This window comes from Amycolatopsis sp. NPDC039088 (assembly GCF_055598845.1).
The window spans coordinates 11,928-35,536 of sequence record NZ_JBVKAE010000039.1 but is presented as its reverse complement, the minus strand read 5'-3'; the positions used below and the strand labels follow the sequence as shown (position 1 = coordinate 35,536).

Genomic DNA, 23,609 nt, shown 5'->3' with positions numbered 1-23,609 from the left:
CCGGGCGGTCAGTACATGACCCTTGTGGGTGACACGGCGGGTGAGCTGGGTAGCGCTGGTCCGTGAGGGACTCCTTGAGGGACCCAGAGTCCCTCAAGGAGTCCTTCACGGACCCGAAACCACATCACAAGCCCCAGCGGCACCACCAGTCACAACAGCGGCGCGTGAAGGACCCCTTCCCTCGGCTCAGCCGAGGAAACTCGACCCTCACACCTTTCCCAGTACATGAAGGCCCCCTTCACTGCGCCTAGCGCAACGAAGGGGGCCATCATGTACTTCACGCGAGCAAGCCCGCAGGCCACGAGTAGGTACCTGAGAGAGGGTTCGTTCTAACGACCCAAATCACTCACGAGCCTCAGCGGTACCGACCCGGGTCAGCTCGCGTGGTGGTGGATCGTCCGCTCGGACGGCAGCGTGACGGTCGCCGTTTCGATCTGCTCCAGCGGAAGCAGCGGCGCGAGTTGCGGACGCTTCGGGGACAGGCCGTCGCCCATCGACTCGCCCTTGAGCTGACGCCGGATCCACGGCAGCAGGTGCGCCTTCGTCCATTCGAGGTCGGAGCGGCGCGAGGTGATCCAGGTACTCGGCTCGTCGGACGCCGGCCACGGCTCGCGCCAGTCGTCGGCGACCGGGACGCCGAGGACCTCGGCCGCGCGCAGCGCGATCCGACGGTGGGCCTCGGGGGTGAAGTGCAGCCTGTCGTCGCTCCAGGCACGACGGTCGTGCAGCGGGTCCATCGCCCACAGGTCGACCATCTTCGCGCCGTGGCGGTGGGCGATCGCCCACAGATGCGCGTTGTAGATACCGACCTTGCCGCGCAGGACGTGCATCACGGACAGGTACTTGGTGTCCGGCCCGTTGAAGATGAGCACCGGGATCCCGGCCTCGCGCAGCTTGGCGACCCCCGCCTCCAGCCGCGCGGCGACGGCGTCCACGTCCGCGCCGGGCACGATGATGTCGTTCCCGCCCGCGCACAGGGTGACCAGGTCGGGTTTCACCGCCAGCGCGATGGGCAATTGCTCTTCGAGGATCTCGTCGAGCATCTTTCCGCGGAGGGCGAGGTTCGCGTACTGGAAGTCGGGCCTGCCTTCGGCGAGGATCTCGGCGAGCCGATCCGCCCAGCCCCGAAAGGTGCCGTCGGGCAAATCGTCGTTGAGTCCTTCGGTGAAGCTGTCACCGATCGCCACGTAGCTGTCGAATCCGTACACGTTGGGTCCCCTTCCGTCCGTGTGCCCCCGGTTGATACTTGTACACCACAACTAACAGCTGAGAACGCCCCTGCCATCCCACCTTGCCGAAACCCGTGGTTCAGTCCGTTGACACAGTCTCTTATTTTGTCGGACGTCCATGCATCTCCATTACTGGGATGTACACTCCTGGGCTGCCGAGATTCATCTCAAGCAGGCGTAAAACGGACAGGGTATGTGGCGAACGTCTCCCCGACCGGGTGTCGGCGCTCATGGATCCGGCAGGCTGTAAGGGTGACCTATCGACCCCCGCGTGAGTCGCTCACCCAGATCCTCGGCGGGCGGCGTGGCGCCCTCGACGCGAGCATCCCGCCCGCGGCCTTCGTCGTCGGCTGGCTGATCGCCGGCCAGTCGATCGCCTGGGGCGCCGGGGTGGCCATCGGCGTGGCGGTACTGCTCGGTGCCTACCGGGTCGCGCGCGGTGACAAGGCCCGCGCTGTCTTGGTGAGCCTCGCCGCGGTGATCGCCGCCGCGCTGATCGCCCTGCACACCGGCCGCGCCGAAGACTTCTTCCTCATCCAGCTGCTGTCCAATGTGGCCAGCGCGCTGCTGTGGGCGGCCAGCATCGTGATCCGATGGCCGTTGCTCGGCGTCGTGGTCGGGCTCGTCATCGGGCAGAAGACGCGCTGGCGTCGTGATCCCGCGCTGCTGCGCGCGTATTCGCGGGCGAGCTGGGTGTGGGTGTTCCTGCAATACACGCTGCGTGTGGTCGTGTACGGCTCGTTGTGGTGGAGCGGGCAGGTGGTCGCGCTCGGCATCGCGCGGACGCTGCTGTCCTGGCCGCTGGTCGCGGTGACGGTCGCGGTGAGTGGCTGGGTGCTGTACCGCACCTTGCCACCGGAACATCCCGGTCTGCGGGTCGTGGAAGACGAGGTTCCGGAAAGCGGCGGCGACGCGGACGCGGCGGGCAAGAACCCCTCCGGCTCCGAGCCCGACGGGCTACCCAGGACATAAGGCGGCCCCCGGCGAGGGGGGAGGGTCCGGGGGCCGGGTCCTACGGTACCCGGACTTCGGGCCCGGAGTCGATGGTTTGGTCTTTTGGGGACCGTTTTCGGTGTTTTTTCATCCGGCCGCCGGGCGTGGCACCCCTTCGCCGTACGCGTCGACGGCGGCGAGCCAAGCGGCGCCGAGTACCCCGTCGGTGCTGGTCAGCACCTCGATTCCGGTCAGCGCGGCGCGGACTTTCGCGCCGACCGGGCCCGCCGGGGACAGCACGGCACCCACGAGGACGACCGGTGTGGTCTCGCCGGGTTCGCGCGCCGCCATGACGTTGGTCACCAGAAGCCGCGCCGCTTCGGTGGTGATCCGGTCCGCCGCCGGGTCGTCCTCCCGGTCGGCTTCGCTGACGAGCGGAGCGAATCTGGCGAGCCGGATCGGCGCCTCGGCGTTGACGCCCGTGATGAGCGCGCGCCACACCGCCGTCCTGGCTCCGGGATCGCTCACGTCCACTGCGGACGGTCCGAGCGCTTCGGCGAGGACGGCGGTCGCGAGCGGGCCGAGTTCGTCACCCCGGCCCAGAGCATCCAATGTGGAGCGAACGGCTTCACGGCCGAGCCAGTACGCCGAACCTTCGTCACCGAGCAACCAGCCGTAGCCGCCGAAGGTGGAGACCATCCGCCTGCCGCGGATCCGGCCCGCGATCGATCCGGTGCCTGCCACGAGCACCGAACCGTCCGGCGCGGAGGTGGCCGACGCGTAGGCGACCTCGGAGTCGGGGACCGTCCGCACTGGACTGATCCCCAGGTTCTTCCAAGTGGCCGTGAAGATCTCCCCGATCGCCGGATCGCTCAGCTTGCTGACGCCCGCCATGCCGACGACGCACGCCGCCGTCTCCGCCGGGTCGAGCCCGCCCAGCGCGCCGGTGATCGCGCTCGCGATCCGCGAGGCGGCCTCCCTCGGCGGATGGGAGTTGGGATTCGCGCCGCCCGCGTGCCCGGACCCGAGGACGGCGCCGGAGGCGTCGACGGCGATCGCTCGCGTCGACGTGCCTCCGGCGTCCACACCGATGACGTGGGTCACCTCGTCTTGGTCACCTTCAGCAGACCGCGGGGGCTGTCCGGGTCACCGCCACGTGCCAGCGAAAGCCCGAGAGCGATCCGCTGGATGGGCAGGATCTCCAGAATCGGGGCGACCTCTTCGGCCGAAGGGGCGACACCGATCCGCAGGGCGGCGGGGACGTCGGCCGCGGCGGAGCCGACCGCGAGCACGTCCGCCCCGCGTTTGCCGACGGCCTCGACGACCTCTTGCATCGCGCCCACGCCGTGCCCCTTGCTCGTCACCGCGAGCACGGCGGTCTCACCGTTTACGGCGGCGACCGGACCGTGCAGCAGATCCGCGCCGCTGTACGCGCGGGCCGCGAGGTAACTGGTTTCGGCCAGCTTCAGCGAACCCTCCAGCGCCGTGGCGTAGGAGTAGCCGCGACCGGTGGTGAGCACCCGGTCGACGAAGCGGTAGCGATCCACCGCGCGCTGAACACCTTCGTCGGCGCCGTCGAGGGTCTGCTGCGCGAGTTCGCCCAGCCGCTCCGCGTCCTCGCCCTTGCCGCCGCGGACCGCGTCGATCAGAAGGTAAAGCGAAAGCAAGGTGGCGGAGTACGTCTTCGTCGCGGCGACCGCTTTTTCCAGTCCCGCGCCGATGTCGACACCGAGTTCGGCGGTGGAGCGCAGCGGTGAGTCGGGGGTGTTGGTGACCGAAACGGTCAACGCTCCCTGGCGACGCGCCGTTTCGGTGACCTCGATGAGATCCGGCGAACCACCGCTTTGGCTTACTGTGATGAAGAGAACGTCCCGCAGATCGGGACGGGCACCGTACAAAGTGGCGGTGGAGGGTGAGACGAGACCGCAGGGGAGACCGAGGAGTACTTCGATCAGGTACTTCGCATACAGGGCGGCGTGGTCACTGGAACCGCGCGCGGCGAGCAGTGCGAACCTGGGCGGGCGCTTGGAGATGGCTTCGGCCACCTCGGCGATTTCGGCCTGTCGCTCCACGATTCCTGCCAGAATGGCGGGTTGCTGGGAGATCTCCGCGGCCATGTGCTCGCCGGGGCGCTGTTCGGTCATCTCGTTCCCTTCCACCGGGACGTACCTCGTCCCCCGAGTAGGTCTAGACCAATGCTAGCCCGAATGGACGTTTGTGGTGAAGGGTACGTTTCCTAGCGGGGCAGGTGCGCGTTTGAGTGGGAAGGCTTAGGGAGTCGGTCATGTTGGAGACAACCACCGCGGGTGAGGCGGGCGCTGCAGCAGGGATGCGCGGACAGCGCGAACCCAAGTACTGGGCGCTGAAACAGCACCTGCTCGATCTGCTCGACGCGTTGCCGCCGGGCTCGCCGATTCCGACGGAACGGGCACTGGCGGGTGAATTCACCGTATCGCGCACCACGGTCCGCCAGGCGCTCGCCGACCTCACCGCCGAGGGCAGGCTCCACCGCGTGCAGGGCAAGGGCACCTTCGCCGCCGAGCCGAAACTCGCGCAGCGCCTGCAGTTGTCGTCCTACACCGAGGACATGCACAAGCAGGGCCTCAAGCCGTCATCGAAGCTGCTGGAGATCGACGAACTTCCGGTGGAAGCCGATCTCGCGAAACTCCTCGGAATCCGGGTCGGCGCGAAGATCCTTCGCCTTCGCCGTCTCCGGCTGGCCGATTCGCAGCCGATGGCGCTGGAGACCACGCATCTCCCCCTCGGCCGGTTCCGCGGTTTGCGCAAACACGTTTCCGCAGGTGGCTCCCTGTACGCCGTGCTCAGGGAGCACTACGGCGTCGAGCTGGAAAGGGCCGAGGAAACGATCGAGACAGCGCTTGCCGGACCGCACGAAGCGGAGATGCTCGGCGCCGACGTCGGGATGCCGATGTTGCTCCTTTCGCGGCATTCCTTCGCCACCGACGGAAAACCGGTCGAGTTCGCCCGCGCGATCTACCGGGGCGATCGTTACAAGTTCGTCACGACGCTCTTGCCTTGAGCGCGCGCTGACGGAAACGTTTCGCAGGGCGCTGGACCGTAGTGAAGCTCGCGGTGATCTTGAAGGGCGCCCTACAAAACGTTTCCGTGGCCTTCGGCCAAAAGAGGGCGCGCGCTGTGCGGACTCCCCGCCGGCGCTGGCGCGCCTTCGGGGAGTCGGGTCCGCCGGTTCCATAGCTTCGCTACTCAAGTTCTCTGACGGGTCAGGTAATTGTGGGGTCTGGTGGGTTGGCGTGATTCAGTCGTGTCATGAGTGACGGGGTGGCGGGGATTCGGTGGGGGACGCCGGTGGCGCGTGGCGTACTCGCCACCACCATCGTGGGCTCGGGCATGGCGATGCTCGACGGGACGATCATCAACGTCGCGTTGCCGAGAATCGGCGAAGAACTCGACGCGTCCGTCGCGGGCCTTCAATGGATCCTCGACGGCTACCTGCTCGCGCTCGCCGCGCTGATCCTCGTCGCCGGTTCACTCGGCGACCGCTACGGCCGCCGCCGGATGTTCATCGTCGGCGTCGTCTGGTTCGGGATCGCGTCCGGGCTGTGCGCCGCCGCGACGACCACCGAGATGCTCGTCGCGACGCGGATCCTCCAGGGAATCGGGGGAGCTTTGCTCACGCCGGGCTCGCTCGCGATCCTGCAATCGTCCTTCACCCACGACGACCGGGCCCGCGCGATCGGCGCGTGGTCCGGCCTCGGCGGGATCGCGGCGGCCATCGGCCCGCTGCTCGGCGGCGTACTGGTACAGGTGTGGTCGTGGCGGCTGGCGTTCCTGATCAACCTGCCGCTGGCCGCCGTCTGCGTCCTGCTCGCCAAGCGCTACGTGCCCGAGTCCCGCGACGAACAGGCGACCGGGCATCCGGACTTCGCCGCGGCCGCCGTCGGCGCGATCGGGCTGGCCGGGCTGACCGGCGCACTGGTCGAAGCACCCGGACGCGGCATCGGGGACGTCGTCGTCCTGATCGCCATCGTGCTCGGCGTCGCGGGGCTGGGGGCGTTCCTGGTCATCCAGCACCGCTCGGCCGACCCGCTGGTGCCGCCGAAACTGTTCCGCGACCGGACGTTCAGCCTCGCCAACGCGCTCACCTTCGTCGTCTACGCGGCCCTCGGCGGCGTGATGATGCTGATGGTCATGCAGCTACAGGTCTCGCTGGGCTACTCGCCGACCGCGGCCGGGCTCGCCGGGCTGCCGATCACCGTCATCATGCTGCTGTTCTCCGGCCGGTCGGGCGCACTGGCGCAGCGGATCGGCCCGCGCGCGCAACTGGTCATCGGCCCGATCCTGGTCGGCGTCGGCATGCTCCTGTTGATGCGCGTCGGGCCGGGAGCGTCGTATCTCGGCTCGGTGCTGCCCGCCGTCGTCGTGTTCGGGGCAGGCCTGGCGACGGTCGTCGCGCCGGTGACCGCGACGGTGCTGGCCGCCGCGCCGGACCGGTACGCCGGCGTGGCCTCCGGGGTCAACAACGCCATCGCCCGGTCCGGCGGGCTGCTCGCGATCGCCGTGCTGCCCGCCGTCGCCGGGCTCTCCGGCGCCGCCTACACCGATCCGGTGGCGCTGACGTCGGGATGGCGGACGGCGCTGCTGGTGTGCGCGGCGCTGGCCATCGGGGGCGGTTTGATCGCGCTCGGCATCCACAACGGCGTCCTCGCGGCGCCTTCGGAGGAGCCGGCCGACGACGAGTCCCCGCACCCCGGCGAATGCCTGCACTGCGGGGTCGACTCGCCGCCGACCCACGTCCGCCCTTCTGCCAGGCCGTGAAGGCCTCCTTGAGGGACTCAGAGTCCCTCAAGGAGGCCTTCACGGACAGACACGGCCTAGTCGCCGAGGATCTCCGTCAGCGTCGCCGGGTCCAGGTTGCCGCCCGAAACCACCGAAACGACCTTCCCCTCGGGCAGTTCGCCGCGGTGGAACAGATACGCGGCGGTCGCGGTGGCGCCGCTCGGTTCGGCGATCAGCCTCGCGCGGTGCGCCAGTGTCCGGACGGACGCCCGGATCTCGTCCTCGGAAACGGTGATGACGTCGTCGAGCACCGTCTGGAGGTGGGCGAAGGTCAAGTCCGACGGCTGGGCGCGCAGGCCGTCGGCGATGGTCCGCGCCCGCAGGTCCATCGGCCACACGATCCGCCTGCCCGCGCGCAGGCCCTCGGCGGTGTCGGCCGCGAGTTCGGGCTCGACGCCGATGACCTTCGCGCCGGGAAGCAGCGCCTTGATCGCCGTGCCGACGCCCGAGGCCAGCCCGCCACCGCTGAGCGGGACGAGGACGACCCCCGCGTCGGGCAGGTCCTCGGCGATCTCCAGGCCGACGGTGCCCTGTCCGGCGATGACGTCGCGGTGGTCGAACGGCGGGATCGGGGTGAGGTTCCGTTCGGCGCCGACGGCGCGCGCGGAGGATTCTTGCCGGTCGATTGGGACCTCGATGACTTCGGCTCCGAGCGCTTTGGTGGCTTCGATCTTGGCGCGCGGTGCCACGTCCGGAATGAGGATCACGGCGTGGATTCCGAACCGCTTCGCCGCGTAGGCGACCGCTTGCGCATGGTTGCCGCTGGAGAACGCGACAACGCCGCGGGCGCGCTGGTCGTCGTCCAGTGCCGCGATCGCGTTGTACGCGCCGCGGATCTTGAAAGCGCCGATCTCCTGCAGGCTTTCCGGCTTGAGCCACAACGGCGCCCACGACTGTGGCAGCAGCGGCGTGCGCACCACGGCGCCCTTGATCCGGCTCGCCGCGTCGCGGATCTCCTCGATTGAAACCAGTTCCATATGCCTGATTATGTCAAGGAATTGTGAATATTTGAGAGTCCTTTTTGGACAGACAAGGTGGCGCTCCTCACGTGCGGACAACGAGGGGAGCATCCCGCGCGCCTTATTCGTTAGGACCGGGTGAGGATCGACTAGCTGCAGAACGGGATCATGACCAAGGAGACTTCCGAGAAGGACACCGAAAAGACCGAAAAGCAGGGGCGGATCGTCCAGGTGCTGGCGGCCGCGATGGCCGCGATCACCGCGGCGCTACTGGGTTCCACGCTCGGCGTGGCGGGAACGGTGGTCGGCGCGGGACTGGCGAGTGTCATCACGACGGTCGGCGGCGAGTTGTACCTGCGTTCGCTGCAGCGCACGCGCGACGCCGCGCTGAAGGCGCGCGAGGTACTGACCGTGCCGGGACGGCGCCGGGTGCTGGACCCCGCCGACCAGGAGACCGTCCGGCTGAAGCCGTCCGAGGACGGGGAAGAGCCGTCCGGGCGGAAGTTCAAGCCGCGCTGGGCGGTGATCGCCGGGGTCAGCGTCGTGGCGTTCGCCGTGGCGCTCGTCGCGATCACCGGTTTCGAGGGCGCGACGGGAAAGTCCTTCGGCGGCGGTACCGGGACGACCATCGGCAAGATCATCGGCGGCGGCCAAGCCCAGGAGCAGCCGCGGGAAAAGCAGGACACCCCGGCGACGACGTCCCCTTCGGAGACGCGGGACAACCAGCCTGAGACGACGCCGTCGACCACGCCGACCACTCCGGCGACGCCCACTACGACGCCTTCGACTCCGCCTTCGACCACTCAGGCGCCTCCGACGACGCCTACGACCACTCAGGCGCCTGCGACGACGCCGTCCGCCCCCGCCTCCGGCACCCCCGCCCCCTGACCCCCGTCAGTCGAGGGCGGAGCGAAGCGTGCGAGCGGCCGCTTCGGGGTCTTCGGCCTCGGTGATCGCCCGGACGACGACGATCCGCGACGCCCCCGCCTCCAGCACCTCGGGCAGGCGTTCGGCGTCGATCCCGCCGATCGCGAACCACGGCCGCGACGTCCCGAAGGCCGTGGTCTCGCGCACCAGGCCGAGCCCGGGAGCGGACCGGCCCGGCTTCGTCGGCGTCGGCCAGCAAGGGCCGGTGCAGAAGTAGTCGACGCCGGATTCCCCGGCCGCGGCCTTGGCTTGCTCGGCCGAATGGGTGGACCGCCCGATCACGACGTCGTCGCCGAGCACGCGTCGCGCCAGCGACACCGGGATGTCGTCCTGGCCGAGGTGCAGCACATGCGCGCCGACGGCGAGGGCGACGTCCGCGCGGTCGTTCACCGCCAGCAGTTTGCCGTGCTTCTCGCACGCTTCCGAGAGCACCTCCAGCGCCGCGATCTCGTGTTTCGCCTCGATCGGGGCGCCGCCGGTCTTGTCCCTCAGCTGGATGATGTCGACCCCGCCCGCCAGCGCCGCGTCGGCGAATTCGGCGAGGTCGCCGCGGGCGGACCGGGCGTCGGTGCAGAGGTACAGGCGGGCGTCCGCGAGCCGGGCGCGGATCTGCGGACCAGACAGGGTGGGCATGGCGGCGACGGTACCCGCGCGCTACGGTGGGGTGGTCCGCACGGGAGCCCGAGGACGGGCTGAGAGGGAGCCGAAACCGCTCCGACCGTGGAACCTGATCCGGGTCATGCCGGCGCAGGGAGCGAGCGTTCATGAGGGAACTTTCGGTAGTCGGCGGCGGGGTCATCGGCCTGTCGGTCGCTTGGCGCGCCGCCGCGCGCGGTCATCACGTCACCGTGCACGACCCCGATCCCGGGCGAGGGGCGTCGTGGCTCGCGGGTGGCATGCTGGCCCCGGTCACCGAGGCCTGGCCCGGTGAAGAGGACGTCCTCACCCTCGGCGAGGCGTCGTTGCGGCGATGGCCGGATTTCGCCCGTGACCTGGCCGAAGAGGGCGTCGACCCGGGTCTTTCGCCGCACGGCACGCTCGTCGTCGCGCTGGACAGCGCCGACGCTGGCAACCTCGAAATGCTGGCCGCGTACCTCACCGAACTCGGCCGCGAGGTCGAGCAGCTGACCGGCCGTGAGGCCCGCCGCGCCGAGCCCGGCCTCGCCGGGTCTGTCCGAAGTGGACTGCTGGTACCCGGTGATCTGGCCGTGGACAACCGAAGGCTGCTGCACGCGCTCAAGTACGCCTGCGGCAGGCACGGCGTGGAGTTCCGCCGAGAGACGGTCAGGGAGCTCGAAGCCCTCGAAGGCGACGTCGTCCTCGCCGCCGGCGCCTGGACCGGACGCCTGCATCCCGCGCTCGCGGGCGCCGTCCGCCCGTTGAAGGGCGAGATCCTCCGCCTGCGGCCGCGCCGGGGTTGTCTGCCGCCGCCGGTCAGGACCGTCCGCGCGATGGTCGAAGGCCGCCCCGTCTACCTCGTCCCGCGTGACGACGGTGAGCTCGTGCTCGGCGCGACCCAGTACGAGGCCGGTTTCGACGAGACCGTCACCGCACGAGGAGTCCGCGAGCTGCTCGAAGGCGCGGAGCGCGTCTTCCCGGGAATCGCCGAATACGAACTCGTCGAGATCGCCGCCGGGCTGCGCGCGGCGAGCGTCGACACGATGCCCTTCATCGGTGAGCTGGGCGAAGGAGTCTTCGCCGCTACGGGCCACCATCGCAACGGCCTCCTGATGGCCCCGGTCACCGCGGACGCCGCGGTCGCCTGGCTGGACGGCGCGCCGTTGCCGGACGAGGTCGCGGCGGCCACGCCGTCGCGGCGAAGCGAGGAGCGGGTGTGATGGAGATCCAGGTCAACGGCCAATGGCGCGAGTTCCCCGACGGGACCACCGTCGAGGGTGTCCTCGAAGCACTCGGCACCGCCGGACAAGGCGTCGCGGTGGCGGTGGACGGCGTGGTCGTCCGGCGCGGCGAATGGCCGGAAGCCGTGGTGCGCAAGGGCGCCAGCGTCGACATCCTGACCGCGGTCCAAGGAGGCTGAAATGGACGGAGACCACCTCGTCATCGGCGAGCACAAACTCTCGTCGCGACTGATCATCGGCACCGGCGGCGCGGCGAACCTCGCCGTGGTGGAACGCGCGCTGGTCGCGTCCGGCACGGAACTGACCACCGTCGCGATGCGCAAGGCCGACGCCGAAGGCGGCTCCGGCGTGCTCGAACTGCTCCGGCGGCTCGGCATCCGCTTGCTGCCCAACACCGCTGGCTGCCGGACGGCCGCCGAAGCCGTCCTCACCGCCCAGTTGGCGCGTGAGGCGCTCGACACCGACCTGATCAAGCTGGAGGTCCATGCCGACGACCGCACGCTGCTGCCGGATCCGTTCGAGACCCTCGAAGCGGCCGAGCGGCTCGCCGCGGACGGCTTCACCGTGCTCGCCTACACCAACGACGATCCGGTGCTGGCGCTGCGGCTGGAGGAGGCGGGCTGCGCGGCCGTGATGCCGCTCGGCGCGCCCATCGGCACCGGTCTCGGCATCCGTAACCCGCACAACATCGAGCTGATCGTGGCTCGCGCGGGGGTCCCGGTGATCCTCGACGCCGGAATCGGCACGGCGTCCGACGCGACGCTGGCGATGGAGCTCGGCTGTGACGCCGTCCTGCTCTCCACCGCCGTGACCAGAGCCGCGGATCCGGAACGGATGGCGTCGGCGATGCGTGCCGCGGTCACCGCCGGGCGGCTGGCCGCCGGTGCGGGCCGGATTCCCCAGCGATTCTGGGCACACGCTTCGAGCCCACCTCGATAACCCTTTTGCACGGTTCACGGCCTTCACAGCGAGTATGCACGGGGAGCCCGTATGGTTGACGGCACTTTCCGGAGGCGCATCCGCCGCCGTGTACCCAGAGGAGCCAGTGGTGACCACGTCAGCGGTCCAGGACGTTTCGGGCAGGTTGTTCCTGGCGGTGGGCCGGTTGTCCCGGTCACTGCGCCAGGCGGGCGTCCCCGGACCCGGCCACGGCGCGATCTCGGCGCTCGCCACGCTCGTGAACTCCGGCCAGCTCCGTCTGGGTGATCTCGCGGCGAAGGAAGGCGTCGCCGCGGCGACGATGTCGAGGATCGTCGCTTCGCTGGTCGAAGCCGGGTACGTCCGTCGTGAATCGGACCCGATCGACAGGCGGGCTTGGCTCGCGGAGGCCACCGAAGAGGGCGAGCGGCTGGTGTCCGGCGTCCGGTCGACGCGGGTGAACGAGCTGGGCAAGCGCCTCGAACGGCTGACTCCGGAGCATCAGGCCGCGCTGGCGGCGGCTCTGCCCGCCCTTGAAGCACTGATCGCGGACGACGACCGCTAGGTGTTCTGACGCAGCTCCGCGACTTCGGCACGAAGGGCGCGGAGCTCGTCGAGGATCTCCTTGTTCGCCACGGCTTGGGTCTCGGCCTGCTTCGCCTCTTCCTCGCGGATGTCCTGGCGAAGCTCGTCCTCCATCCCACTGACCACGACGGCGATGAAGAGGTTCAGCACCGCGAAGCTGGACACGAGGATGTAGACCACGAAGAACACCCAGGCCATGGGTGCTTCCTTCATGATCTCTTTGGCGATGTCCGGCCACGCCTCGCCCGTCATCACCTGGAACAGCGTGAACAGTGACGTGCCGAGGTCGCCGAAGTTGTCCGGGGAGATCGCGCCGAACAGCTTGGTCGCCATCACGCCCGCGACGAAGATGATCAGTGCGAGGAGCGCGGCGATCGACGCCATTCCCGGGATCGCCGTGAGCAGCCCGGTGACGACCTTCCGCATCGAGGGCACGACCGAGACCAGCCGCAGCACCCGCAGGACGCGCAGCGCCCGCAGCACCGCGAACGGACCGGTCGTGGGAATCACCGCGATGCCGATGACCAGCAGGTCGAAGATGTTCCACGGGTCGCGGAAGAACTTCGTGCGATAAGCGTAGAACTTCGCGCCGAGTTCGAGCACGAAGATCCCGAGCGCGATGTAGTCGACCGTGTGGAGCAGCGACCCGTATTCCGCGACCATTCTGGTCGAGGTCTCCAGGCCGAGGGTGACGGCGTTGAAGACGATCACCGCGATGATGAAGTTCTGGAAGCGGCGGTCTTCGACGACCTTGGCCACCGTTTCGCGTGCGGTCACGGTGCAGATCGTAACCGGGCGGATGCTCAGTGCTCCGGCGCGAGCCGCCAGAACGCCGAAACCGGGCCGACCTTCGCGCCCATCCGATAGGCGTTCTGTACCGCGTGTGAAACGAACCACTTGCCGTAGCGGGCGGCCTCCACGACGGACATCCCCTTGGCGAGGCCCGCCGTCAGCGCCGACGCCATGGTGTCCCCGGCGCCGTGCGTGTGCTCGGTGGCGAACCGCTCGCCGGGCAGTTCGACGAACGTGGAGCCGTCGAACAGCACGTCGACGCATTCCGGGTCGGAGACCAGATGGCCGCTCTTCACGAGCACGTACTTCGGCCCGAGCCGATGCAGGACGACGGCCGCCTGATGCATCTGTTCACGGGTGGTCACGGTCATCCCGGTCAGCAGCCGGACCTCGTCGAGGTTGGGGGTGAGCACGGTCGCGCGCGGCAGGAGCTCGTCCCGCAGCGCCACCAATCCGGCGTCGTCGAACAGCGGATGCCCGTGCATCGACGCCGCGACCGGGTCGACCACGAACGGGACCTTCCGGTCACGGCCGATCTCGGCCTTGTCGCACGCGGCGGCGACGGCGTGGATGATCTCGGCCGAGGCGAGCATCCCGGTCTTGGCCGCGTTGACCCCCATGTCCGCCGCGACGGCCTCGATCTGCCCGGCGACGATCCGCGCCGGGATGTCGGTGCGGTCGTGCACCCCGAGGGTGTTCTGGACGGTCACCGCGGTGACCGCGACCAGGCCGTGCACACCGCAGGTGAGGAAGGTGCGCAGGTCCGCCTGCAGTCCGGCGGCGCCACCGGAGTCGGAGCCTGCGATGGTCAGCGCCGACGGCGGACTCGGGTTCTCGCTCATGGGGCCATTTTCCACAGTGGGTCCTGTACGGCCACCACTGCTACGGGTGGGCCGTCACACAACCCTCGGTCAAGACCCCGCCGTTGGACTTGACGAACCTCGCGCACCAGAGATCGCCCGCGTAGGTCACCGTTCTCGGCATGGTCCGGTACACGGAATCGTTGAACCGGTGATGGACGTTCTCCTCCGAGCGCCAGCCACGCGGGCCCCAGAGCTGCCAGTAGCCGTAAGTGGAGATGCTCTTGTCCCAGCTGTCCGCGTAGAAGTCGGAGACGACGCAGCCGACGGGACCCACGAATTCGTACCAGACCACCAGGTCGTGGATTCTGGTCCGGTTCGAGTCTCCGAAATCGGAACACGCGGACGCGGAGGTGCGCTCGGCCGCGGTCGCCGGTGCTGCCAGACCGAGCACCGACAGAATGGTCGCCACCGCGACGATCAGCTTCTTCAACGGGAACCCCCAGGGTGTCGAGGCCTTACCAGCCGACACCGTATTGGGCCGCGCTGTCATTTCGCTGCCACGAGGCGAAAGAAGGCGGCAGGGGACGGCTCAAGCCTCGCTGAGCCGCCAGAACGGCGAAACCGGTCCCACCCCGGCGCCCAGCGGGTACGACTCCGCCACGCACCGCTCGATGAACCGTTTCCCCTCGGCGACGGCTGTCGGCACATCCGCCCCCTTCGCCAGCGACGAAGTGATCGCCGACGCCATGGTGTCCCCGCCGCCGTGCGTGTTCCGGGTGTCGAACCGCGGCCCGCTCAGCTCGACCAACGTGGTGCCGTCGGTCAGCAGATCCACACAGTCCTGCGCCGCGTCGAGGTGCCCGCCCTTCACCAGCACCCACTCGGAACCGAACTCCAGCAACGCTTCCGCCGCTTCCCGCTGGGTCGCGGGCCCGGTCACGGAAACGCCGGTGAGCAGCCGCACCTCGTCGAGGTTCGGCGTGATCAGCGTGGCGCGCGGGAACAACTCGGTGCGGATCGCCTCCAGCGCCTCCTCGCGCAGCAAGGCGTGCCCGGTCATCGACGCGGCGACAGGGTCCACGACGAATGGCGTGTCCGTGTTCCGTCCGATGTGGACCTCGTCGAGCGTTTTGGCGACGGCGTCGATGATCTCGGCGGTGGCGAGCATCCCGGTCTTCGCGGCGTCGACACCCATGTCGGTGGCGACGGCCTTGATCTGGCCGGTGACGACGTCGGCCGGGACCTCGCTGAAACCCTGCACGCCCAGCGAGTTCTGCACGGTGACCGCGGTGAGCGCGACCATCCCGTGCACGCCGTTGGCGAAGAAGGTACGCAGATCGGCCTGGATCCCCGCACCACCGCCGGAATCGGATCCGGCGATGGTGAGGGCGGTCCTGGGAGAGGACGTCACTGATTGACCACCGGCAGGTAGACCTTGTTGCCCTGCTCGGCGAACTCGTGCGACTTCTCCGACATACCGGCTTCGATCGCTTCCACAGTGGACAGTCCGTGTTCCTCGGCGTACTTGCGGACGTCCTGGGTGATGCGCATCGAGCAGAACTTCGGTCCGCACATCGAGCAGAAGTGCGCCGTCTTCGCCGGTTCCGCGGGCAGCGTCTCGTCGTGGAACGAGCGCGCGGTGTCCGGGTCCAGCGACAGGTTGAACTGGTCGTTCCAGCGGAACTCGAAGCGGGCCTTGGAAAGCTCGTCGTCCCATTCCTGGGCGTACTGGTGCCCCTTGGCCAGGTCGGCGGCGTGCGCGGCGATCTTGTAGGTGATGACGCCGGTCTTGACGTCGTCGCGGTTCGGGAGGCCGAGGTGCTCCTTCGGCGTGACGTAGCAGAGCATCGCCGTGCCGTACCAGCCGATCTGCGCCGCGCCGATGGCCGAGGTGATGTGGTCGTACCCCGGCGCGATGTCGGTCGTGAGCGGGCCGAGGGTGTAGAACGGCGCCTCGCCGGTCAGCTTCTCCTCGAGTTCGACGTTCTCCTTGATCTTGTGCATCGGCACGTGGCCGGGGCCCTCGATCATCACCTGGACGTCATGCTCGCGGGCGATGTGGGTGAGCTCGCCCAGCGTCTCCAGTTCGGCGAACTGCGCGCGGTCGTTCGCGTCGGCGATCGAGCCGGGGCGCAGGCCGTCACCGAGGGAGAAGGTGACGTCGTATTCGCGCAGGATCTCGCAGAGTTCGGCGAAGTTGGTGTACAGGAACGATTCCTTGTGGTGTGCGAGGCACCAGGCCGCCATGATCGAGCCACCGCGCGAGACGATGCCGGTGACCCGGCGCGCGGTCAGCGGGATGTAGCGCAACAGCACGCCCGCGTGCACGGTGACGTAGTCGACACCCTGTTCGCACTGCTCGATGATGGTGTCGCGGTAGACCTCCCACGACAGCTTTTCCGGCTCACCGTCGACCTTTTCCAGCGCCTGGTAGATCGGCACGGTGCCGACCGGGACCGGCGAGTTGCGGATGATCCACTCGCGGGTCTCGTGGATCCGCTTGCCGGTGGAGAGATCCATGATGGTGTCGGCACCCCAGCGGGTGGCCCACACCATCTTGTCGACCTCTTCCTCCACCGAGGACCAGACGGCCGAGTTGCCCATGTTGGCGTTGATCTTCACCAGGAAGTTCTTGCCGATGATCATCGGCTCGCTCTCCGGGTGCTTGCGGTTGGCCGGGATCACCGCGCGGCCGCGCGCGACCTCGTCCCGCACGAACTCCGGCGTGCAGCGTTCACGCGCCGCGATGTACTCCATCTCGCGGGTGATGACACCCTGTTTCGCCCAGCCGAGCTGGGTGTTGTGCTCGCGTCCGTCGGCCCAGCCCGCGCGCAGCCGGTGGAGTCCACTGTGGACGTCGATCTTCGGGTCCGTCTCGGTGTACGGACCGGAGGTGTCGTAAACATCGAAATGCTCGCCGTTTGAAAGGTCGATCCGCCTCGCGGGAACCCGGAGACCGGATTCCGTCTGGTGATAGACCTTGTGGGAACCGGTGATCGGCCCGGTGGTCACGGTCGGCGTGATGTTCCGGGCATTCTCAAGCGTCGTCAACGACGTTCACTCCCTACGCCGGCATTACCCGGTCAGGTTCATGCGGTCGGCGGCGCCGGGTCTTCCAGAAAAAAGACTCCAGCCGCCCTCTCAGCCCGCCATGGCGCGAGCTCCCGCGGTTGTTTGGTTGTGCCCCGACCATGCCACGCCGGGGGTGCCGCAATCAACCCGCCCCGAGGTGAACTGTCTGAAGACATGTCGACAGCGTTACCGGTTCACCGGTTTGGAGCATGTGTGCGCACGGCGTTCACGACAGAATGCGGAGGCTCTGCACCGTTACAGAACCTGGGGTTGATATGCGAAAGATCGTGCTCCCGGCACTGGCAGGCGTGCTGATCGCCGGGCTGGTCCCGGCGGCGGCGTCGGCACAGGGCGGTGAGGCGCCCGGTGCGCCCGGCGCCCATCCGAGCTGGCTCCCGGCCAACAAGACCGGCTTCGGCACCGCCCGTGACCGGGCGAGCAACATCTGGTTCACCCTGCAAGGCGGGCGCCTCTCCGAGGTCTACTACCCGGATCTGTCCACGCCGAGCGTCCGTGCGCTCGACCTCGTCGTCACCGACGGGAAGAGCTTCGCGACCGTCGATTCGTCGGCCAAGGCGCAGCAGGTCCGGCGCACCGGCGCCGACGGCCTCACCTACGAGCAGACCATCACCGACGACCAGCGCCGCTGGAAGCTCCGCAAGACCTACGTCACCGACCCGGCGCGTACGAGCGTGCTGATCGACGTCGACTTCGTTTCGCTGACCGGCCGCCCCTACCAGGTGTACGCGGTCGCGGATCCCGATCTCACCAACGAGGGATCCGACGACTCCGCGCGCACCGACGGGGTGAACGCGGTCGCGTCGGACGCGAAGACGGCGGCCGCGCTGACCGCGGAACCGGCGTTCTCGCGTACTTCCGTGGGTTACGCGGGTTCCTCCGATGGTCTCACTCAGCTGACGAAGTCCTTCACGCTCAAGGACTACGCGAGCGCGGCCAAGGGCAATGTGCTGCTTACCGGGCAGACGTCCGCCGACGGTGTCCGCTCACGGGACTTCACGCTCACGCTCGGTATGGGCGCGAAGGACTCCGACGCCCTCGCCAACGCGAAAGCCTCGCAACGGCGCGGATTCGCCGATGCCGCACGGGCGTACGACCGCGGCTGGAAGCAGTACCTCCGCCAGGTGAAGGACGTCCCGTCGTCCCTCAAGACGAAGCAGGAACGCGACCTCTACAAGGCGTCAGTGCTCATGCTCGCGGCGAGTGAGGACAAGACTCACCAGGGAGCGTTCATCGCGTCGCCGAGCATGCCTTGGCGGTTCGGCAACAACGACCCGGAGTGGTCGCCGTCGGGCACCTACCACCTGGTCTGGCCCCGCGACCTCTACCAGATCGCGACCGGTCTGCTCGCCGCCGGCGACCGGGACGCCGCGAACCGGTCGGTCGACTACATGTTCGGCACCCAGCAGTTGCCGGACGGCCATCTGCCGCAGAACAGCCACGTCGACGGCACGCCGTACTGGACGTCCATCCAGCTCGACGAGACCGCGCTGCCGATCGTGCTCGCGCAGCAACTCGGCCGGACCGACGCCAAGACCTGGCAGCGGGTGCGCAAGGCGGCGGAATTCCTGTTGTCGTACAAGGCGGACAACGGGCACGCCTCGCCGTACAGCCAGCAGGAACGCTGGGAAGAACAGGACGGTTACTCGCCTTCGACGATCGCCGCGGTGATCGCCGGACTGGTCTGCGCGGCCGATCTCGCCAAGACGAACGGCGCCGCAGCCGACGCGAAGCGCTACCTCGACACCGCCGACGCGTTCAAGGCGAAGCTCGCCCAGTGGACCGTCACCACGAACGGCCCGCTGTCGAAGGACCCGTACTTCGTCCGGCTGACCAAGGACGGCAACGCGAACAACGGCACGAAGTACAACCTGGGCAACTCCAGCGTGACCATGGACCAGCGTGCCGTGACCGACGCCGGATTCCTCGAACTGGTGAGGCTGGGCATCTACCGGGCCGACGATCCGGTGATCCGCAACAGCGTCAAGGTCACCGACGCCGACATCGCCTTCACCACTCCGACGGGTCAGTTCTGGCACCGGTACACGAAAGACGGATACGGCGAGAAGGCCGACGGGTCACCGTGGGACTACACGTTCCCGGCGGAAAGCCGGACCACTTTCGGGCGACTGTGGCCGCTGCTCGCGGGGGAACGCGGCGAGTACGACCTCGCCGCCGGTGACCGGGGTACGGCCGCGAAGCGGCTTCGCGACCTCGGTCGCGTCAGCAGTTCCGGCGACACCATGCCGGAACAGGTCTGGGACGAGAACGCCCCTTCGGGTCAGACGGGCTTCCCCGCGGGTACCCCGACAGCGTCCGCGACCCCGCTGGCCTGGACGCACGCCCAGTATCTCCGGCTCGCGTGGTCGGTGCAGACCGGGAAGGTGATCGAGCAGCCGCGGGTGGTGCGCTGCCACTTCCTGGGCTGCTGACCCTCGCTCAGATGCCCTGAAAGGTCCTTTCCTCGGAAAATTTGCGAGGAAAGGACCTTTCAGGCCGCGCTGGAGGTCAGTCGTCGGCGGGTTCGGGCTGAGGTTCGGGGAGCCACGAGTTGCCGGGAACGCCCCACCTGTTCGACTTGAGCATCTTCTTCGCGGCCCGCGCGTGGCGGCCGACCAGCCGGTCGAGGTAGATGAAGCCGTCCAGGTGATCGGTCTCGTGCTGCAGGCAGCGCGCGAAGTAGCCGGTGCCCTCCACCTCGATCGGATTACCGTCGACGTCGAAGCCGGTGACCTTCGCCCACGAAGCGCGCCCTGTCGGGTACGACTCGCCGGGTGCCGAAAGACAGCCTTCCCAGTCGTCGTCCGGGTCCGGCATCGTCTCCGGGATCTCCGACGTCTCGAGCTTCGGGTTCACCACGACGCCCTTGTGGCGCGTGCCCTCGTCGTCGGGGCAGTCGTAGACGAACACTCGCAGGTCGAGGCCGATCTGGTTGGCCGCGAGGCCGACCCCTTCGGCGGCGTACATGGTCTCGAACATGTCGTCGATGAGCGTGCGCAGCTTGTCGTCGAACTCGGTGATCTCCCGAGTCGGGTTGTGCAGCACGGGCTCGCCGGCGATCACGATGGGATGGACGGTCACGGGCGCAGTTTAGTCGGACCCTTCTGGTAGACCCTTACCCATGACGCGCCGACGTCGATACCGAGGCCGGGCGCCGGATCCGTGGTCTAATGGCGCCGCGGAATGACAAGCCTGTGGTTTCACGCCGCCGAGCACTGACCTGATTGCGAGGAGTCGGATGGACGCCGCGGAGTCGATGGCCGAGCCCGACCAGCCGTCCCCGTCGGAGACCGTGCACGGCCTCAGCGAGCGCGAGCTCGACATGCTCGCTTTCGAACGGCAGTGGTGGAAGTACGCCGGCGCGAAGGAACAGGCCATCCGCGAACGTTTCTCGATGTCGTCGACGCGGTATTACCAGCTGCTGAACCGGCTGCTCGAGAAGACCGAAGCCATGCAGGCCGATCCGATGCTGGTGAAGCGCCTGCGAAAGACGCGAGCGGCCCGGCAGCGCAATCGCGCGGCCCGGCGACTGGGGATCGATCTCTGATGAGTCTGTTTTCGGGTCTGTCCCGGCCGATGAAGGCCGCCGGATTGGCCTTGGTCGGTGTCGCCGTGATCGCCGCCGTGATCGGCGGGATCACCCTGGCCACCGGCGGCGGTGATTCGGACACCGCCACCCCGCCGGGGACCACCCCGACGACCTCGGACGGCGGGGTCCCGCCGTCGTCACCGGCACCGGGTTCGCCGCCTGCCAGTTCGCCGCCCGCCTCGTCGGCACCGCCGTCGAACCCGCCCGCGAGTTCGGCGCCGCCGTCGAGCCAGCCGGGGCAGCCCGGGCAGACGGGCCAGCCCGGTCAGCCGGGTCCGGGTCAGCCCGGCGGCGACCAGCAGGCCTCCCACAAATGGGTGACCGTGCGCGTCTACAACAACAGCACGATCCAGGGGCTGGGTGAGCAGGCCGCGAAGGACTTCCGCGCCTCCGGCTGGAACGTCACCGACGTCCACGGCTACCAGGGCAAGCTCCCCTCGACAGCGGCCTACTACCGGCCGGGTACCGACGAGGAAGCGGCCGCGAAGGCCTTGGCGCTGGAGTTCGGTTTCCAAGCCCAGCCGAGGTTCGCGGAAATCCAGGACGCGGCGCCTGGCGTGATCGTCATCGTCACCAAGGACTACAAGGCCAACGACAAGAGCGGCTCCTAGAAGTACATGAAGGCCCCCTTCACTGCGCCAGGCGCAGTGAAGGGGGCCTTCATGTACTTACGCCTGGGCCTGCGCGTAGGCCTCCAAAGCCGCCAGCTGGGCCGGGTCGAGTGACGGCCGCACCGCCTCCGCCGCCTTCGCCAGATGCGCGGCGGTGACCTCACTGGCCTCCAGCGACTCCCGCATCGCGGTCAGCGCGGCCTCCCGGATCAGCGCCGCGCAGTCCGCCGCCGAGTAACCGTCCAAAGTGGCCGCATATGCCGCGAGGTCCACATCGGACGCGAGCGGCGTGTTCTTGGCGCTGGCGGCCAGGATCGCCTCGCGTGCGTGCGCGTCCGGCGGCGGGACGTAGACGCGGCGCTCCAGTCGTCCCGGCCGCAGCAGGGCCGGATCGACCAGTTCCGGCCGGTTCGTCGCGCCGAGGACGATGACCTCGCGCATCGGTTCGACACCGTCCAATTCGGTCAGCAGTGCCGCGACGACCCGGTCCGACACGCCGGAATCCGAGGACTGGCCGCGGCGCGGGGCGAGCGCGTCGATCTCGTCGAGGAAGATCAGCGACGGCGCGGCCTCGGCGGCGCGGCGGAAGAGTTCCCGCACCGCGCGTTCGGACTCGCCGACCCATTTGTCCATCAGTTCGGCGCCCTTGACCGCGAACACGTTCAGCGCGCCGGTGCCGGCGAGCGCACGCACCAGATACGTCTTGCCGCCGCCGGGCGGCCCGTACAGCAGCACGCCGCGCGGCGGGTCGACACCGAGGCGCGCGAACGAGTCCGGATAGCGCAGCGGCCACAGCACCGTCTCGGTGAGCGACTGCTTGACGTCGGTCATGTTGCCGACGTCGTCGAGGGTGAGCCCGCCGGTGGCCAAGGTGTCCGAAGTGGACATCGAGATCGGGCGGACGGTGGTCAGCGCGTCGAGCAGATCCTGCTGGGAGATCCGCGGTTCGTCGGCTTCCCGTTGCCGCAGCGCGGCGCGGAGGGCGGCGTCACGGCGGAGCGCGATGAGGTCGGCCGCGACGAAACCGGGCGTGCGCTCGGCGATCGGGCCGACGTCGACGCCGGTCTCCAGCGGCGCGTCGCGCAGCAGGACGCGCAGTAGTTCCGTGCGGGTCTTGGCGTCCGGCAGCGGCAGGCCGAGTTCGCGGTCGAGCAGGTCGGCCGCCCGCAACCGCGGATCGGTGGACTCGGCGCGGCCGGTGGTGGCGATGACGGCGAAACCCTTGCCGCGCAACGCTTTGCGCAGGTCGTCGAGGACGACCGTCGCGAGCGGCGGCGGCTGGGAGGCGGGCAGCAGTGCGTCGATGTCGGTGATCATCAGGACAGCGGGATCCTCGTCGCGAGTGGCCTCCGCGATCGCCTCGCGCAGTCGCGCGGCGGCCACGTTCGGTTCGAGGACGGCGATGTTCGGCGCCGCGAGCGAGACCACCCGCACCTTTTCGGCCTGCGCCACGGCGCGGACCAGCGTCGCCTTGCCAACGCCTTCCGGCCCGGACAGCAGGACCCCGAGATGCGCCGACGCCCCCAGTTTGGCCAGCAGTTCGGGACGGTGGAAGGCCAGGTCGAACCACTCGGCGAGCTTGCGCGCGGCCGACTCGGATCCGGCGAGGTCGGACAGGGGCGGCACGGACTCCTCGGCCACTTCGTCGAGCTGCTCGTCCTCGACGATCTCGGCGTCGATGAAATCCTCGTGCGGGGTGGCGGGGGTGCTGCGCACCAGCGTCGTCCCGGCACGGGCCGGTGCCGCGGCGGGCGCGGCCTCACCGGTGCGGGCGCCGTCGCGCCAGCTGACCACAGTGGACGGTCCGACGGCCACCGGTCCCGACGGTTCGGTCGCGGTGACGGTGAGCAGTTCGTTCGTCCACGTCATCCCGATGGCGCGGGAGAGCTGGCCGCGGACCGCGGAGACGTCGGAGCCCGGCGCGGGCGCGAGATCCTGCGGGAGCAGGGAAACCGCGTCGCCGACGGTCAGCACCTTGCCGATCAGGGCGAGTCGCAGCGTATGCGGGGAGAGGGACACGCTCGCCATCCGCGAGCCCGAGACGGTGACCGTCTTCGCCGCCGACACCTCCGCCGGCGCGACGACCACCTCCGAACCCTCGGTCACACCGAGGTTCGACATCGTGACGTCGTCGAGGAGGATCACCCCCGGGACCCCCTCCGCGTCCGACGGGGCGGCCAGCGCGGAACTCACCCGCGCGCCGGTGACGCGGACGGCGTCCCAGGCCATCAGGCCGAGCGCGTCGAGGACTTCGGGATGCAGCCGGACGACGCCACGGCGGGAATCCAGGGCGGACGGGGTGTGCCGGACGGTCAGCGTGATCTGGGGTGCGCTCACCCCGCCACCCTATCGACGCGAGGCGGTGGCGGCGGCCTGCTGGTCGCCGAGGTCGGCAGGGGGTGGGGGGGGGGGGGGGGGGGGGGGGGGGGGGGGGGGGGGGGGGGGGGGGGGGGGGGGGGGGGGGGTGGTGGGGGATTCACCGCAGCCCTACATCCC

General features: G+C 69.1%; 23 protein-coding genes and 1 riboswitch. Of the genes, 11 read left to right on the top strand and 12 right to left on the bottom strand.

Annotated features, from left to right (window positions below):
* Nucleotides 1-374: 374 nt before the first annotated feature.
* Complete coding sequence (locus ACZ7KI_RS35710) at nucleotides 375-1,208, bottom strand: SGNH/GDSL hydrolase family protein (RefSeq protein ID WP_465502330.1); 834 nt, start codon at nucleotides 1,206-1,208, stop codon at nucleotides 375-377.
* Nucleotides 1,209-1,481: 273 nt separating this feature from the next.
* On the opposite strand from ACZ7KI_RS35710, the gene ACZ7KI_RS35705 reads away from it, so the two are divergent.
* Nucleotides 1,482-2,201 carry a DUF3159 domain-containing protein gene (locus ACZ7KI_RS35705; protein WP_470277432.1) on the top strand — a complete coding sequence of 240 codons (720 nt, stop codon included), beginning with the start codon at nucleotides 1,482-1,484 and terminating at the stop codon, nucleotides 2,199-2,201.
* 108 nt (nucleotides 2,202-2,309) lie between these two features.
* Here ACZ7KI_RS35705 and ACZ7KI_RS35700 read toward each other — a convergent pair whose 3' ends face one another.
* Both ACZ7KI_RS35700 and ACZ7KI_RS35695 read right to left on the bottom strand, forming a co-directional pair.
* Entirely contained in the window at nucleotides 2,310-3,266 is a 957-nt protein-coding gene (locus ACZ7KI_RS35700) for an N-acetylglucosamine kinase (RefSeq protein WP_470277431.1), read from the bottom strand.
* Nucleotides 3,263-4,306 (bottom strand): SIS domain-containing protein, encoded by a 1,044-nt coding sequence (locus ACZ7KI_RS35695; protein ID WP_470277430.1) that lies wholly within the window; start codon nucleotides 4,304-4,306, stop codon nucleotides 3,263-3,265. Before ACZ7KI_RS35695 ends, ACZ7KI_RS35700 begins: the two co-directional genes overlap by 4 nt.
* A gap of 140 nt (nucleotides 4,307-4,446) precedes the next feature.
* On the opposite strand from ACZ7KI_RS35695, the gene ACZ7KI_RS35690 reads away from it, so the two are divergent.
* Complete coding sequence (locus tag ACZ7KI_RS35690) at nucleotides 4,447-5,202, top strand: GntR family transcriptional regulator (protein WP_465502334.1); 756 nt, start codon at nucleotides 4,447-4,449, stop codon at nucleotides 5,200-5,202.
* A 248-nt stretch (nucleotides 5,203-5,450) separates the two neighbouring features.
* On the top strand, nucleotides 5,451-6,959 hold the full coding sequence (locus ACZ7KI_RS35685) for an MFS transporter (RefSeq protein ID WP_470277429.1): 1,509 nt from the start codon (nucleotides 5,451-5,453) through the stop codon (nucleotides 6,957-6,959).
* 56 nt (nucleotides 6,960-7,015) lie between these two features.
* Here the strand turns inward: ACZ7KI_RS35685 and ACZ7KI_RS35680 are convergent, their stop codons facing one another.
* On the bottom strand, nucleotides 7,016-7,957 hold the full coding sequence (locus ACZ7KI_RS35680; RefSeq protein WP_470277428.1) for a threonine ammonia-lyase: 942 nt from the start codon (nucleotides 7,955-7,957) through the stop codon (nucleotides 7,016-7,018).
* 150 nt (nucleotides 7,958-8,107) lie between these two features.
* Between ACZ7KI_RS35680 and ACZ7KI_RS35675 the strand changes: the two genes are divergently transcribed.
* On the top strand, nucleotides 8,108-8,827 hold the full coding sequence (locus ACZ7KI_RS35675; RefSeq protein WP_470277427.1) for a hypothetical protein: 720 nt from the start codon (nucleotides 8,108-8,110) through the stop codon (nucleotides 8,825-8,827).
* 6 nt (nucleotides 8,828-8,833) lie between these two features.
* Here the strand turns inward: ACZ7KI_RS35675 and thiE are convergent, their stop codons facing one another.
* Nucleotides 8,834-9,499 (bottom strand): thiamine phosphate synthase, encoded by a 666-nt coding sequence (gene thiE / locus ACZ7KI_RS35670; RefSeq protein ID WP_470277426.1) that lies wholly within the window; start codon nucleotides 9,497-9,499, stop codon nucleotides 8,834-8,836.
* A gap of 30 nt (nucleotides 9,500-9,529) precedes the next feature.
* A riboswitch (TPP riboswitch) is annotated at nucleotides 9,530-9,637 on the top strand.
* Between thiE and thiO the strand changes: the two genes are divergently transcribed.
* The 4 genes from thiO (at nucleotide 9,631) to ACZ7KI_RS35650 (ending at nucleotide 12,208) form a co-directional block, all read left to right on the top strand.
* Nucleotides 9,631-10,704, top strand: coding sequence for a glycine oxidase ThiO (thiO, locus tag ACZ7KI_RS35665; protein ID WP_470277425.1), 1,074 nt, complete (start codon nucleotides 9,631-9,633; stop codon nucleotides 10,702-10,704). (Overlaps the previous riboswitch by 7 nt.)
* Nucleotides 10,704-10,904, top strand: coding sequence for a sulfur carrier protein ThiS (gene thiS, locus ACZ7KI_RS35660; protein WP_465465270.1), 201 nt, complete (start codon nucleotides 10,704-10,706; stop codon nucleotides 10,902-10,904). Before thiO ends, thiS begins: the two co-directional genes overlap by 1 nt.
* A gap of 1 nt (nucleotide 10,905) precedes the next feature.
* Entirely contained in the window at nucleotides 10,906-11,664 is a 759-nt protein-coding gene (thiG, locus tag ACZ7KI_RS35655; RefSeq protein WP_470277424.1) for a thiazole synthase, read from the top strand.
* Between the two features lie 109 nt (nucleotides 11,665-11,773).
* Nucleotides 11,774-12,208 (top strand): MarR family winged helix-turn-helix transcriptional regulator, encoded by a 435-nt coding sequence (locus ACZ7KI_RS35650; RefSeq protein WP_465502341.1) that lies wholly within the window; start codon nucleotides 11,774-11,776, stop codon nucleotides 12,206-12,208.
* Here the strand turns inward: ACZ7KI_RS35650 and ACZ7KI_RS35645 are convergent.
* From ACZ7KI_RS35645 to thiC, 5 genes are all read right to left on the bottom strand, one after another.
* Entirely contained in the window at nucleotides 12,205-13,005 is an 801-nt protein-coding gene (locus ACZ7KI_RS35645) for an ion transporter (RefSeq protein WP_470277423.1), read from the bottom strand. The two genes, ACZ7KI_RS35650 and ACZ7KI_RS35645, sit on opposite strands and share 4 nt — an antisense overlap.
* Nucleotides 13,006-13,031: 26 nt before the next feature.
* Complete coding sequence (gene thiD / locus ACZ7KI_RS35640; RefSeq protein ID WP_470277422.1) at nucleotides 13,032-13,862, bottom strand: bifunctional hydroxymethylpyrimidine kinase/phosphomethylpyrimidine kinase; 831 nt, start codon at nucleotides 13,860-13,862, stop codon at nucleotides 13,032-13,034.
* A 40-nt stretch (nucleotides 13,863-13,902) separates the two neighbouring features.
* Entirely contained in the window at nucleotides 13,903-14,313 is a 411-nt protein-coding gene (locus ACZ7KI_RS35635; protein ID WP_470277421.1) for a hypothetical protein, read from the bottom strand.
* Nucleotides 14,314-14,412: 99 nt separating this feature from the next.
* Nucleotides 14,413-15,234 carry a bifunctional hydroxymethylpyrimidine kinase/phosphomethylpyrimidine kinase gene (thiD, locus tag ACZ7KI_RS35630; protein WP_470277420.1) on the bottom strand — a complete coding sequence of 274 codons (822 nt, stop codon included), beginning with the start codon at nucleotides 15,232-15,234 and terminating at the stop codon, nucleotides 14,413-14,415.
* On the bottom strand, nucleotides 15,231-16,874 hold the full coding sequence (gene thiC / locus ACZ7KI_RS35625) for a phosphomethylpyrimidine synthase ThiC (RefSeq protein WP_470277419.1): 1,644 nt from the start codon (nucleotides 16,872-16,874) through the stop codon (nucleotides 15,231-15,233). The genes thiD (ACZ7KI_RS35630) and thiC overlap by 4 nt, the downstream gene beginning before the upstream one ends.
* 296 nt (nucleotides 16,875-17,170) lie before the next feature.
* On the opposite strand from thiC, the gene ACZ7KI_RS35620 reads away from it, so the two are divergent.
* Nucleotides 17,171-19,345, top strand: coding sequence for a glycoside hydrolase family 15 protein (locus tag ACZ7KI_RS35620; RefSeq protein WP_470277418.1), 2,175 nt, complete (start codon nucleotides 17,171-17,173; stop codon nucleotides 19,343-19,345).
* Between the two features lie 76 nt (nucleotides 19,346-19,421).
* Here ACZ7KI_RS35620 and ACZ7KI_RS35615 read toward each other — a convergent pair whose 3' ends face one another.
* Entirely contained in the window at nucleotides 19,422-19,994 is a 573-nt protein-coding gene (locus ACZ7KI_RS35615; RefSeq protein WP_470277416.1) for a peptide deformylase, read from the bottom strand.
* A gap of 157 nt (nucleotides 19,995-20,151) precedes the next feature.
* Between ACZ7KI_RS35615 and ACZ7KI_RS35610 the strand changes: the two genes are divergently transcribed.
* Nucleotides 20,152-20,460 carry a DUF3263 domain-containing protein gene (locus tag ACZ7KI_RS35610; RefSeq protein WP_465502350.1) on the top strand — a complete coding sequence of 103 codons (309 nt, stop codon included), beginning with the start codon at nucleotides 20,152-20,154 and terminating at the stop codon, nucleotides 20,458-20,460.
* The gene (locus ACZ7KI_RS35605) at nucleotides 20,460-21,113 is read left to right on the top strand and encodes a LytR C-terminal domain-containing protein (RefSeq protein ID WP_470277415.1); all 654 of its coding nucleotides are present in this window, start codon (nucleotides 20,460-20,462) and stop codon (nucleotides 21,111-21,113) included. Before ACZ7KI_RS35610 ends, ACZ7KI_RS35605 begins: the two co-directional genes overlap by 1 nt.
* Before the next feature lie 57 nt (nucleotides 21,114-21,170).
* On the opposite strand, the gene ACZ7KI_RS35600 is transcribed toward ACZ7KI_RS35605, so the two are convergent.
* Nucleotides 21,171-23,450, bottom strand: coding sequence for an AAA family ATPase (locus tag ACZ7KI_RS35600; RefSeq protein ID WP_470277413.1), 2,280 nt, complete (start codon nucleotides 23,448-23,450; stop codon nucleotides 21,171-21,173).
* Between the last annotated feature and the right edge of the window lie 159 nt (nucleotides 23,451-23,609).

What these genes read in the sequence shown, in the direction of transcription:
- ACZ7KI_RS35685 (WP_470277429.1), top strand. Translation starts at nt 5,451, where the DNA reads ATGAGTGACGGGGTGGCGGGGATTCGGTGGGGGACGCCGGTGGCGCGT.
- thiO (WP_470277425.1), top strand. Translation starts at nt 9,631, where the DNA reads ATGAGGGAACTTTCGGTAGTCGGCGGCGGGGTCATCGGCCTGTCGGTC.
- ACZ7KI_RS35680 (WP_470277428.1), bottom strand. Translation starts at nt 7,957, where the DNA reads ATGGAACTGGTTTCAATCGAGGAGATCCGCGACGCGGCGAGCCGGATC.
- thiD (WP_470277422.1), bottom strand. Translation starts at nt 13,862, where the DNA reads ATGAGCGAGAACCCGAGTCCGCCGTCGGCGCTGACCATCGCAGGCTCC.
- ACZ7KI_RS35690 (WP_465502334.1), top strand. Translation starts at nt 4,447, where the DNA reads ATGTTGGAGACAACCACCGCGGGTGAGGCGGGCGCTGCAGCAGGGATG.
- thiS (WP_465465270.1), top strand. Translation starts at nt 10,704, where the DNA reads ATGGAGATCCAGGTCAACGGCCAATGGCGCGAGTTCCCCGACGGGACC.
- ACZ7KI_RS35605 (WP_470277415.1), top strand. Translation starts at nt 20,460, where the DNA reads ATGAGTCTGTTTTCGGGTCTGTCCCGGCCGATGAAGGCCGCCGGATTG.
- ACZ7KI_RS35610 (WP_465502350.1), top strand. Translation starts at nt 20,152, where the DNA reads ATGGACGCCGCGGAGTCGATGGCCGAGCCCGACCAGCCGTCCCCGTCG.
- ACZ7KI_RS35675 (WP_470277427.1), top strand. Translation starts at nt 8,108, where the DNA reads ATGACCAAGGAGACTTCCGAGAAGGACACCGAAAAGACCGAAAAGCAG.
- ACZ7KI_RS35620 (WP_470277418.1), top strand. Translation starts at nt 17,171, where the DNA reads ATGCGAAAGATCGTGCTCCCGGCACTGGCAGGCGTGCTGATCGCCGGG.
- thiG (WP_470277424.1), top strand. Translation starts at nt 10,906, where the DNA reads ATGGACGGAGACCACCTCGTCATCGGCGAGCACAAACTCTCGTCGCGA.
- ACZ7KI_RS35695 (WP_470277430.1), bottom strand. Translation starts at nt 4,306, where the DNA reads ATGACCGAACAGCGCCCCGGCGAGCACATGGCCGCGGAGATCTCCCAG.
- thiE (WP_470277426.1), bottom strand. Translation starts at nt 9,499, where the DNA reads ATGCCCACCCTGTCTGGTCCGCAGATCCGCGCCCGGCTCGCGGACGCC.